The organism is Streptomyces boncukensis (assembly GCF_011045075.1).
In the GTDB taxonomy this organism is placed as follows: domain Bacteria; phylum Actinomycetota; class Actinomycetes; order Streptomycetales; family Streptomycetaceae; genus Streptomyces; species Streptomyces boncukensis.
In genome coordinates this window covers 1-11,028 of record NZ_JAAKZZ010000240.1, presented here as the reverse complement: position 1 = coordinate 11,028, position 11,028 = coordinate 1, and the positions used below count along the sequence as shown (strand labels likewise).

At 72.5% G+C, this 11,028-nt stretch carries 10 protein-coding genes; 6 read left to right on the top strand and 4 right to left on the bottom strand.

Going from position 1 to position 11,028, the window contains the following annotated elements; genetic code table 11:
• Positions 1-118 precede the first annotated feature (118 nt).
• Entirely contained in the window at positions 119-574 is a 456-nt protein-coding gene (locus G5C65_RS21435; RefSeq protein ID WP_165300523.1) for a MarR family winged helix-turn-helix transcriptional regulator, read from the bottom strand.
• A 168-nt stretch (positions 575-742) separates the two neighbouring features.
• On the opposite strand from G5C65_RS21435, the gene G5C65_RS21430 reads away from it, so the two are divergent.
• The 5 genes from G5C65_RS21430 (at position 743) to G5C65_RS21410 (ending at position 6,470) form a co-directional block, all read left to right on the top strand.
• Positions 743-2,218 (top strand): MFS transporter, encoded by a 1,476-nt coding sequence (locus tag G5C65_RS21430; protein ID WP_165300522.1) that lies wholly within the window; start codon positions 743-745, stop codon positions 2,216-2,218.
• 155 nt (positions 2,219-2,373) lie between these two features.
• A complete protein-coding gene (locus G5C65_RS21425; protein ID WP_165300521.1) occupies positions 2,374-3,261 on the top strand; it encodes a sugar phosphate isomerase/epimerase family protein in 888 nt (295 codons plus the stop codon).
• 194 nt (positions 3,262-3,455) lie between these two features.
• Positions 3,456-4,475: a sugar ABC transporter substrate-binding protein gene (locus tag G5C65_RS21420; protein WP_165300520.1), complete on the top strand. Its 1,020-nt coding sequence runs from the start codon at positions 3,456-3,458 to the stop codon at positions 4,473-4,475.
• On the top strand, positions 4,475-5,554 hold the full coding sequence (locus tag G5C65_RS21415) for an ABC transporter permease (protein ID WP_165300519.1): 1,080 nt from the start codon (positions 4,475-4,477) through the stop codon (positions 5,552-5,554). The genes G5C65_RS21420 and G5C65_RS21415 overlap by 1 nt, the downstream gene beginning before the upstream one ends.
• A 4-nt stretch (positions 5,555-5,558) precedes the next feature.
• Complete coding sequence (locus G5C65_RS21410) at positions 5,559-6,470, top strand: ATP-binding cassette domain-containing protein (protein WP_165300518.1); 912 nt, start codon at positions 5,559-5,561, stop codon at positions 6,468-6,470.
• A 111-nt stretch (positions 6,471-6,581) separates the two neighbouring features.
• On the opposite strand, the gene G5C65_RS21405 is transcribed toward G5C65_RS21410, so the two are convergent.
• From G5C65_RS21405 to G5C65_RS21395, 3 genes are all read right to left on the bottom strand, one after another.
• The gene (locus G5C65_RS21405) at positions 6,582-7,586 is read right to left on the bottom strand and encodes a Gfo/Idh/MocA family protein (protein ID WP_165300517.1); all 1,005 of its coding nucleotides are present in this window, start codon (positions 7,584-7,586) and stop codon (positions 6,582-6,584) included.
• Positions 7,587-7,662: 76 nt separating this feature from the next.
• Positions 7,663-8,424, bottom strand: coding sequence for an SDR family oxidoreductase (locus G5C65_RS21400; RefSeq protein ID WP_165300516.1), 762 nt, complete (start codon positions 8,422-8,424; stop codon positions 7,663-7,665).
• Positions 8,425-8,439: 15 nt separating this feature from the next.
• Positions 8,440-9,642, bottom strand: a complete 1,203-nt coding sequence (locus G5C65_RS21395; RefSeq protein ID WP_165300515.1) for a phytanoyl-CoA dioxygenase family protein — start codon at positions 9,640-9,642, stop codon at positions 8,440-8,442.
• A gap of 110 nt (positions 9,643-9,752) precedes the next feature.
• Between G5C65_RS21395 and G5C65_RS21390 the strand changes: the two genes are divergently transcribed.
• Positions 9,753-10,796, top strand: a complete 1,044-nt coding sequence (locus tag G5C65_RS21390) for a LacI family DNA-binding transcriptional regulator (RefSeq protein ID WP_165300514.1) — start codon at positions 9,753-9,755, stop codon at positions 10,794-10,796.
• Positions 10,797-11,028: the final 232 nt, after the last annotated feature.

Sequence of the window (11,028 nt, the reverse complement as noted above, 5' to 3'; positions counted from 1 at the left end):
CAGCCCGCAACGAGCGGGAAGGGGCTGCCCCTTCCCGTACGCGCCGGACCGCGGCAGCGTCGCGGCCGGGCGCGCAGTTCCCCGCGCCCCTGGCAGGGCACCCGCGCCGCAGCGGGGCTTACGGGCGGGGCCAGGGGCGGCCGTCCAGCCGCTCGATGTCGGTGTTGAAACGCTTGAGGTACGCGGCGAACGCGGCGATGTCCTCGTCGGGCCAGTCCGCCATCACCCGGTCCAGGTCGCGGATGTTCCCCTCGCGCTCCTCGTCGAGCCGCCGCTCCCCCTCCTCGGTGGTGCGGAACTTGCGGGCCATGCCGCCGTCCGGGTCCGGGATGCGCTCGACGAGGCCCGCGCGCATGGCGGCGGCGGTCTGCCGGTTGAGGGTGGAGGCGTCGGTGCCGAACGCCTCGCTGAGCTCGCCGATCGACATGGGCCCCTGGCGCCGGATCCGGCTCAGCAGGATGTAGGCGCTCCGCTCCATCCCGCCGCCCGTGCGCCGCCCCCGGGACCGGTGCAGATGGAGGTAGCGGCCGAGCAGCATGTGCTCGTACTCGACCAGGTGCGTGGGCTTGGCCATGGACGTCCTCCTGTGCGTGCGGAGCCCCCGGTGTCGAGGGGTCTCCCCTGCTCACACCCCTATCACGGGGCGTGCGCCGCGATAAGGGTGATATGCATGATGCACATCATGTGTACTATGCATATCGCCTGACCGCCACAACCGCCACAACAGCAGAGGAGCCCCCTCATGGACGAGACCTCGGAGGCGCACGCGCCTCCGGCCCGCACCGGCGGGGTCGTCGCGACGCTGGCCCTCGCCGGCACCGTGGCCGCGATCATGCAGACACTGGTGACGCCGCTGCTCGGCGAGCTGCCGCGGATCCTGGACACCTCCGCGTCCAACGCCTCCTGGGTGGTCACGGCGACCCTGCTGTCCGCCGCGGTCTTCACCCCGGTCAGCGGGCGGCTCGGCGACCTGATCGGCAAGCGCCGGATGCTGCTGCTGTGCTGCCTCCCGCTGCTGGCCGGGTCGGTGGTGTGCGCGGTGACCTCGTCCGTCGGCCCGATGGTCGCCGGACGCGGGCTGCAGGGCGTGGGCATGGGCGTGGTGCCGCTGGGCATCAGCCTGCTGCGGGACGTCCTGCCCGCCCGCCGGCTCAGCTCCGGTATCGCGCTGGTCAGCGCGTCCATGGGCATCGGAGCTGGCCTCGGTCTGCCGATCTCCGCGGCGGTCGCCGACTACGTCAGCTGGCGGGCGCTGTTCTGGGGCGCGGCGGCGCTGGCCGCGATGATCGGCGTCATGATCTGGTTCCTCGTCCCCGACACCCCGGCAGGCGCCGCGGGCCAGCGCTTCGACGCCGTCGGCGCCGTGGGGCTCGGCGGCGGACTGGTGTGCCTGCTGCTCGCGGTGTCCAAGGGCGCCGACTGGGGGTGGGGCTCGGGGACCACGCTCGGCCTGTTCGCGGCTGCCGTGCTGCTGCTGCTCGCCTGGGGCCGCTGGGAACTGCGCACCCGTGAGCCGCTGGTGGATCTGCGGACGACGGCCCAGCCGCGGGTCCTGCTGACCAACGCCGCCTCGGTGCTGATCGGCTTCGGCATGTACGCCCAGGCCCTGATCATCCCGCAGCTGCTCCAGCTACCGGAGGAGACCGGCTACGGGCTCGGCCAGTCGATGCTGGCGATGGGCCTGTGGATGGCGCCATCCGGGCTGATGATGATGGCGGTCTCGCCGCTGGGCGGCATGCTGACCAACGCACGCGGCCCCCGGTTCACCCTGGTCTCGGGCGCGCTGGTGGTCGCCTGCGGGTACGGTCTGTCGATGGCGCTGCTCGGCTCCACGTGGGGGCTGCTGGTGGTCACCATGGTGATCAACAGCGGGGTGGGGCTGGCGTACGGGGCGATGCCCGCGCTGATCATGAGCGCGGTGCCGCAGTCCGAGACGGCCGCCGCGAACAGCTTCAACACGCTGATGCGCTCGCTGGGCACCTCGTTCTCAGCGGCGGTCACCGGTGTCGTGCTGGCCCAGCTCACGACGACGATGGGCGGCCACACCCTGCCGGCGGAGAGCGGATTCCGGGTCGGGCTGCTGATCGGATGCGGTGTGGCGGTGGCCGCTGCCGGGGTGGCCCTCACCATTCCCGCGCCCTCGCGCGGGGCCGCGGACGCGGCCGATGCCTCCGAGGGCGGCTCCCCGGAGACCGCCGGAGCCCCGACGCGGGCCTAGAGACCCTGCGGCGCACCATGAGCTGAGGGGAAACCGAGCCCCTGTTGAGGGGTTAATGATGGATTGCGGGCCTTCAAGGAGGGCGCGGGAAAACCTACCGTGGCGCCGGGTGCCGGTTCGGCCCCTTTCTCCCTCCCCTCCTGAAAGGCCACCGTATGAACACCTCACCGCTGCAGCGGATCGCGGGCGCACCCATCTCCTGGGGGGTGTGCGAGGTGCCCGGCTGGGGCTACCAGCTGGCCCCCGACCGGGTGCTGAAGGAGATGCGCGACGTCGGGCTGGCGGCCACCGAGATCGGACCCGAGGGCTTCCTGCCCGGCACACCGGAGGCGCTGGCCGGCGTGCTGGCGAGCCACGGACTGCGGGCCGTGGGCGGCTTCACCCCGCTGCTGCTGCACGTACCCGGGCACGACCCGCTGCCCGAGGTGGCGCGGCTCCTGGAGAGCTACGCCGCCTCGCACGCGGACACCCTGGTGCTCTCCGCCGTCACCGGCCAGGACGGCTACGACTCCCGCCCGGAGCTGGACGCCGACGGCTGGAAGCTGCTGCTGTCCCAGCTCGACCGACTGACGGCGCTGGCCGCCGAGCACGGCGTGCGGGCCGTGCTGCACCCGCACGTCGGCACGATGGTGGAGACCGGCGACGAGGTCCGGCGGGTGCTGGAGGGCTCGTCGATCTCCCTCTGCCTGGACACCGGGCACCTGCTCATCGGCGGCACCGACCCGGCCGAGCTCACCCGGCAGGTCCCGGAGCGGATCGCGCACACCCATATGAAGGACGTGGACGCCTCGCTCGCGGCGAAGGTCCAGTCGGGCCGCCTGACGTACACCGAGGCCGTCCGCGCGGGCATGTACCGGCCGCTCGGCGCGGGCGACGTGGACGTCGAGGCCATCGTGACGCAGCTGAGCGCGCGCTCGTACGGCGGCTGGTACGTCCTGGAGCAGGACACCATCCTCACCGCCGAGCCCAGGGAGCGGGGCCCGGTGGACGACGTGTGGACCAGCGTCGAGCATCTGCGCTCGATGCTGCGGGACGCCGTCTGAGCCGTCAGGGCCGCGCCGTCATCGATCCGTGACGGAGAAAAGATGTCTTTACATATTGACGTGACCCCGGCTCCGGGGCTTCCATCTGCGGCATAGGAAACAGCCGTGTGAACGGCACATGACTCCGGGCTCCTGGCCGGTCGTTTCCGGCCAGGGGCTCCTCCTCCCCTTTCGCACAGTGAGGTGCCGGAAAGATGGAACGCACGTCTCACCTCCGTCCCCGCAGACTCGTCCCCGCCGTCGCCGCCGTGGCGGCGGGCGTCCTGCTCGCCGCGGGCTGCACCAGCAGCCAGGGCGGCAAGAAGGTGGAAGAGCGCGCCAACGCGGTCTCGGCCGGCAAGGCCGACACCCCCCGGATGACGGTCGCGATGATCACGCACGCGGCACCCGGCGACACCTTCTGGGACACCATCCGCAAGGGCGCCCAGGCCGCCGCCGCCAAGGACAACGTCAAGCTCGTCTACTCCAGCGAGCCCAAGGCGTCCGACCAGGCCAATCTGGTGCAGAACGCCATCGACCAGAAGGTGGACGGCATCGCCGTCACCCTGGCCAAGCCGGATGCCATGCGGAACGTGATCGCCAAGGCCCGGAAGGCCGGGATCCCCGTCGTCGGCTTCAACGCGGGCCTCGACGACTGGAAGAAGCAGGGGCTGCTGCAGTACTTCGGCCAGGACGAGCTCATCGCGGGCGAGGCGTTCGGCAAGCGGCTGAACAAGGAGGGCGCCAAACACGCCATCTGCGTGATCCAGGAGCAGGGGCATGTGGCGCTGGAGACCCGCTGCAAGGGCGTCAAGAACGGCTTCAAGGGCAAGACCGACACCCTCTATGTCAACGGCACCGACATGCCGTCGGTGAAGTCCACCATCACGGCCAAGCTCAAGCAGGACTCCTCCGTCGACACCGTGGTCACCCTCGGCGCCCCGTTCGCGATGACCGCGACGCAGTCGGTCGCCGACGCGGGCAGCGACGCCAAGGTGTCCACCTTCGACCTCAACAAGGAGCTGGTCGCCGCGGTCAAGGACGGCAAGATCCAGTTCGCGGTCGACCAGCAGCCCTATCTGCAGGGCTACTTGTCGGTGGACTCGCTGTGGCTCTACAAGAACAACGGCAACTTCAGCGGCGGCGGTGAGCAGCCCGTGCTGACCGGCCCGGCCTTCGTCGACAAGTCCAACGCCGACGAGATCGCCGGGTTCGCCGCGAAGGGAACCCGGTGATGGCCATGGCCCAGACCACGGCACCGGCCACGGGCGACGCGCCCCCGGCCCCGCCGGCCCCCGAGAAGGACGGCCGCACCTCCGAGCGCTCCCTGGTGCTCCGGCTGCTGGCCCGGCCCGAGGTCGGGGTGCTGCTCGGCGCCGCCGCGGTGTTCGTCTTCTTCTTCGCCACCGCGCCGGCCGTCCGCCAGGCCGACTCCATGGCCACGATCCTCTACCAGTCCTCGACGATCGGCATCATGGCGCTGCCGGTGGCGCTGCTGATGATCGGCGGCGAGTTCGATCTGTCGGCCGGTGTCGCGGTGGTCGGCTCGGCGCTGGCCGCGAGCATGCTCAGCTACCAGCTCACCCAGAACGTCTGGGTCGGTGTGGTCTTCGCACTCGCGGTCTCGCTGGCGATCGGCGCGTTCAACGGCTTCATGGTGGTCCGCACCGGGCTGCCGAGCTTCCTGGTCACCCTGGGCACCTTCCTGATCCTCCAGGGCGTCAACCTCGCCGTCACCAAGCTGATCACCGGCAATGTGGCGACCGACAACATCAGCGACATGGACGGCTTCGACCAGGCGAAGTCGGTGTTCGCCTCGTCCTTCGACCTCGGCGGCGTCGAGGTGAAGATCACCGTCGTGTGGTGGCTCGCCTTCGCGGCGCTGGCCACGTGGGTCCTGCTGCGCACCAAGTTCGGCAACTGGACCTTCGCGGTCGGCGGCAGCAAGGAGAGCGCCCGCGCGGTCGGCGTCCCGGTGGACTTCACCAAGATCGCGCTGTTTATGGCCGTCGGCTTCGGTGCCTGGTTCGTCGGCATGCACCAGCTGTTCTCGTTCAACACCGTGCAGTCGGGCGAGGGCGTCGGCCAGGAGCTGATCTACATCGCCGCGGCGGTCATCGGCGGCTGCCTGCTGACCGGCGGCTACGGCTCGGCCGTCGGCCCCGTCTTCGGCGCGTTCATGTTCGGCATGGTGCAGCAGGGCATCGTCTACGCCGGCTGGAACCCCGACTGGTTCAAGGCGTTCCTCGGCGTGATGCTGCTCGGCGCCACGCTCGTCAATCTGTGGGTCCGCCGCACGGCGACCCGGAGGTGATCCCATGACATCCGACACCACCGGTACGACCGGTACGACCGGCACCCACGGCGCGATCCTCGCGGACTCCGCGCCGGACGACGGGGACCGCCCGCTCGTCGAGCTGCGCTCCATCGGCAAGTCGTACGGCAACATCCGCGCGCTGCACGGCGTGGACCTCGCGGTCCACCCGGGAAACGTCACCTGCGTCCTCGGCGACAACGGCGCGGGCAAGTCCACCCTCATCAAGATCATATCGGGGCTGCACCAGCACACCGAGGGCGACTTCCTCGTCGACGGCGCCCCGGTGCGCTTCGGCACCCCGCGCGAGGCCCTCGACCGCGGTATCGCCACCGTCTACCAGGACCTGGCGACAGTGCCGCTGATGCCGGTGTGGCGCAACTTCTTCCTGGGCTCCGAGATGACCCGGGGCGTCTGGCCGCTGCGCCGCCTCGACGTGGCCCGGATGAAGGAGACGGCGGACGCGGAGCTGCGCAACATGGGCATCGTGCTGGACAACCTGGAGCAGCCCATCGGCACCCTCTCCGGAGGGCAGCGGCAGTCCGTCGCCATCTCGCGCGCCGTCTACTTCGGCGCCCGCGTGCTGATCCTGGACGAGCCCACGGCGGCGCTGGGCGTCAAGCAGTCCGGGGTGGTGCTGAAGTACATCGCCGCGGCGCGCGACCGCGGGCTCGGCGTCATCTTCATCACCCACAACCCGCACCACGCCTATATGGTCGGCGACCACTTCAGCGTCCTGCGGCTGGGCACCCTGGAACTCAGCGCGCCCCGCAGCGAGATCGGCCTGGAGGAGCTGACGAACCACATGGCGGGCGGCGCGGAGCTGGCGGCGCTCAAGCACGAGCTGGGTCAGGTGAGCGGGGTGGACGTGGAGGAGCTCCCCGAGGAGGAGGAGCTGCAGCCCGGAGCGTCCTGACCGGGCCCCGGGCGCCCCTTGCGGTGCGTCGCCTGCTGCCGGTTCGCCGTGGCTCGGCGCGCAGTTCCCCGCGCCCTGGGCGGGGCGCCCCCGCCGGGGGCGCCCCGGCCCTCACCCCGTGCGGACCTCGTCCAGGGCGACCGGGCGGTGCTCCCTCAGGGACAGGGCGCACGCCTCCGCGACCCAGCCGGCCTCGATCGCGTCGGCCACCGTGCACGGAGCGGTCCGGGCTCCCGCCACCACCTCGGTGAACGCGGCCAGTTCGGCGCGGTAGGCCCCCGCGAAGCGGTCCATGAAGAAGTCGTGCGGGGTGCCGCCGGGGAAGACGGCGCCCGGCTCGACGGAGCGCAGCGGCAGCCGGTCCTCCAGCCCCACCGCGATGCTGTCCCGCATGCCGTGCAGCTCCAGCCGCACGTCGTAGCCCCGCGCGTTGTGCCGGGTGTTGGAGACGACTGCCAGGGTGCCGTCGTCCAGGGTCAGCAGCGCGGACGCGGTGTCCACGTCGCCGGCGGCGGCGATGTAGTCGGCGCCCCGGTTGCCCCCGGCCGCGTACACCTCGGCGACCTCGCGGCCGGTGACCCAGCGGACGGTGTCGAAGTCGTGCACGGCGCAGTCCCGGAAGATGCCCCCGGACACCGCCACGTACGCCTCCGGCGGCGGCGCCGGGTCCAGCGTCGTGGAGCGCACGGTGTGCAGCGGGCCGAGCTCGCCGCTCAGCACGGCGCGCCGTGCGGCGGCGCAGCCCGGGTCGAAGCGCCGGTTGTAGCCGATGTGCACCTCGACGCCGCTGTCCTCGACCGCGCGCAGCACCTCCAGGCTCTCCGCGACGCCGCGTGCCACGGGCTTCTCGCAGAAGACGGGGAGACCCGCCTTGACGGCGGCGCGGATCAGCTCCGGGTGCGCGTCCGTCGCGGCGGCGATCACCACGCCGTCCACCCCGGCGGACAGCACGGCCTCCGGCGAGTCCACCGCCTGAGCCCCGAACCGCTCCGCTGCGGCGGCGGTGGCCGCGGCCACCGGGTCGGTGACGACCAGGGATTCCACCTCGTCGAGCCCCGCGAGGGTCTCCGCGTGGAACGCGCCGATCCGGCCCAGCCCCATGATTCCTATACGCATCTGTCTACGCCTGCTCTCTCGTTGTTCTCGGAGGTCCTGCCGGGCGGCGGCCCCCGGTGGCCAGCGCCCGCGCCGGTCAGTCGGACGCACCCGGTACCGTCTGGTCCCAGTCGAGGACCGAGCCGGTGACCACGCCGCTGCGCTCGGAGAGCAGGAAGACGACGAAGTCGGCGATCTCGTCGGGCTGTCCCAGCTTCCCCATGGGCAGGCCCTTCGCCGCCTGCTCCCGCCAGTCGTCGCCCGCCCCGTGGAAGGCGCGCTGGGTGGCGTCCTCGCCCTCGGTGTCCGTCCAGCCGATGTTGAGGGTGTTGATCCGGATCCGGTCCCAGCGGTGGGCGTGCGCGGCGTTGCGGGTCAGGCCCGCGAGCCCGGCCTTCGCCGCCGAGTACGGCGCCAGGTGCGGCGGGCCGCCGTCCGCGCAGTTGGAGCCGATGTTCACGATGGTGCCCGGCGCCTCGCGGGCCGTCATATCGGCGACCGCCGCCTGCATCGCGAAGAACGGGGCGCGCAGGTTGACGGCCATATGCGCGTCGAACAGCTCCGGCGAGGTGTTCAGCAGCGAGCCGCGCGAGGTCAGCCCCGCGGCGTTGACCAGGCAGTCGACGCGGCCGTACGCGGCCACGGCGGCGTCGACCCCGGCGCGCGCCTGGACGGGGTCCGCGAGGTCCGCGCGGACGAAGCGGGCTCCCGTCTCGGCCGCGAGCGCCGCGCCGACGTCGTCCCGGCGGCCGGTGAGGACGACGCTGCCGCCCTCGCGGACCGCCGCCCGCACGACGGCCGCGCCGACGCCTTGGCTGCCGCCGTTGACCAGCACGACCTTGGTGTCCAGCAGTCCCATGGGTGGGTGTCTCCTTCAGCTACGGCGGCGCTCGTCGCCCGCCTGGAGGTCCTGGCGCAGCCGGTCCGGGGTCCAGCCCTCGGCCACGGCCCGCCAGACGGTGTCCGCCTGCGAGGGCGGCGCCAGACCGTCGACCGGGGGGTCGCGGTCCAGGTTGGTGGGGAACGGATAGCCCTCGGCCGCCGCGGCGACGACGCGGCGCAGCGACGCCTCCGGCGCGCCCCGGGCCCTGCGGCGCAGCAGCTCCGGGTGGACCGCGGCGGCGACCGCGGCCCGGTCGACGGTCTCCATGGCGCGGCCGAAGGCCGAGGAGACCTGGAGCAGATTGGCCATGCGCCGGATGTCCGCCGAGCGGTTGTGCCCGGCGGCGTGGAAGAGCGCGGGGTTGAAGAACACCGCGTCGCCCTTCTCCAGCGGGAGCTGCACCCGGTGCTCGTCGAAGTACCCGGCGAACTCGGGAAGCCGCCAGGCCAGATAGCCCGGCTCGTACTTCTGGGAGTGCGGCAGATACAGCGTCGGGCCGGACTCGACGGGCATATCGCAGTGGGCCACGGCGCCCTGCAGGGTCAGGAACGGCGACAGCCGGTGGACGTGCGCCGGGTAGCTCGCGGCCTGCTCCTGGGAGAGGAAGCCCAGATGGTAGTCGCGGTGCGGGCGCTGCGCCGCGCCGCCCGGGTTGACCACGTTGACCTGTGAGGTCAGCTGGTAGGCCGGGCCGAGCCAGGCCCCGCAGACCAGGGCCAGCGCCTCGTTGGCGTAGTAGTCGGCGAACACGTCCGGCGCCCGCAGCGCCAGCTTCTCCAGCGCGTTCCACACCCGGTCGTTCGCGCCGGGCGCGGCGAAGTGGTCGCCCCGCCCGGCGCCCCGCGCGCGCTCGTCCTCGATCAGCGCGCGGAAGACGTCCGAGGCCCGGTCCACGACGGCCGGGTCCGGGAACGCGCGGGCCAGTACGACGACGCCGGGCCCGTCCAGCAGGGCGCGGACCAGCTCCTCGCGCACGGCGCGGGCGCCCTCCGGGGCGGCCGCCAGGGCGGTGAGCCGTCCGCTGTCGTAGTGCGGGACGTTCTGCTCGACGCGCTCGGCCGCGGGGTACTGCCCGGGGTCGGTGCGCTGCCCGACCAGCTCGCGGAACGCGTCCAGGTCGCAGTCCTCCGCGCTGAGGTCCACCGTGCCGGGCCACGTCCGCGCGGGAGCGCCCTGCGCTGCTGTACGGGACATCCGGGGTCCTTTCGAAGCCGTGGTACTTCTGCCAGTCTTGAGAACCCGAGCCCCTCATTCAATCCGCAGAATGCCATCAAAAACCCCTCACCAACCACTCGGGATCCGCGATGCGCCACCCCTTTCCGATCCGGGAGATCGCCCGTCAGGCCGGGCTGAGCGAAGCCACCGTCGACCGGGTCCTCAACGACCGCGGCGGGGTGCGGGAGAGCACGTCCCTGGAGGTCCGGCAGGCGATCCGGGATCTGGAGCGGCAGCGCTCCCAGGTCCGGATCGGCGGGCGCACCTTCATGGTCGACATCGTGATGCAAGCGCCGGAGCGGTTCTCCACCGCCGTGCGGGACGCGCTGGAGGCCGAGCTGCCCTCCCTGCACCCCGCCGTGCTGCGCTCCCGCTTCCACTTCCGGGAGACCGGCTCGGCGGCCGAGCTGACCGCGGCGCTGGACAGGATCGCCCGGCGGGGCACACAGGGGGTGATCCTCAAGGCGCCGGACCTGCCGGAGGTGGTCGCCGCCGTCGGCCGGCTGACCGCCGCCGGGATCCCCGTCGTCACGCTGGTCACCGACCTGCCGGGGAGCGCCCGCGTCGGATACGTCGGCATCGACAACCGCGCGGCGGGGGCCACCGCCGCCTATCTGCTGGGCCAGTGGCTCGGCGGCCGGCCCGGCAGCGTGCTCACCACCATCAGCCGCGGCTCCTTCCGCAACGAGGAGGAACGCGAGATGGGCTTCCGCAGCGCGGTGCGCACGAGCCGGCCGGAGCGGTCCCTCGTGGAGGTCACCGGCAGCGACGGCCTGGACGCGGCCCAGCGCGAGCTGGTGCTGGAGGCGCTCAAGCGGGACGAGCAGATCAACGCCGTCTACTCGATAGGCGGCGGCAACGCCGCGACGCTGGACGCGTTCGACACCCTGGGGCGTGAGTGCGCCGTGTTCATCGCGCACGACCTGGACCAGGACAACACCCGGCTGCTGCGCGGGCACCGGATCTCCGCCGTCCTCCACCACGACCTGCGGCAGGACCTGCGGCGCGCCTGCCAGCTCATCATGCGGGCGCACCGTGCGCTGCCCGACGACGGCCCCGCGCTGCCGTCGCCGATCCAGGTGGTGACGCCGTACAACATGCCGCCGGGTCCGCTTCGCGGGGACCTCGGCTAGAGCGTGCCCTGCGGGTCGCGGTTGCCCTCTGCCGGGCCGGGCGGGCTGCCGGGTCGGGGCTGCCCCTGCCCGTGCGCTGCGGACTGCGCCTGCGCCGTGGTTGCGCGCGCAGTTCCCCGCGCCCCTTCGGGGCGCCTTGGCTCAGGGGCGCGGGGAACTGCGCGCCAAGCCCCGGCCCGGCAGGGCCTACGGGCGTACCGCGGTGCCCAGGATGTGGGTGGCGGCCGGCAGC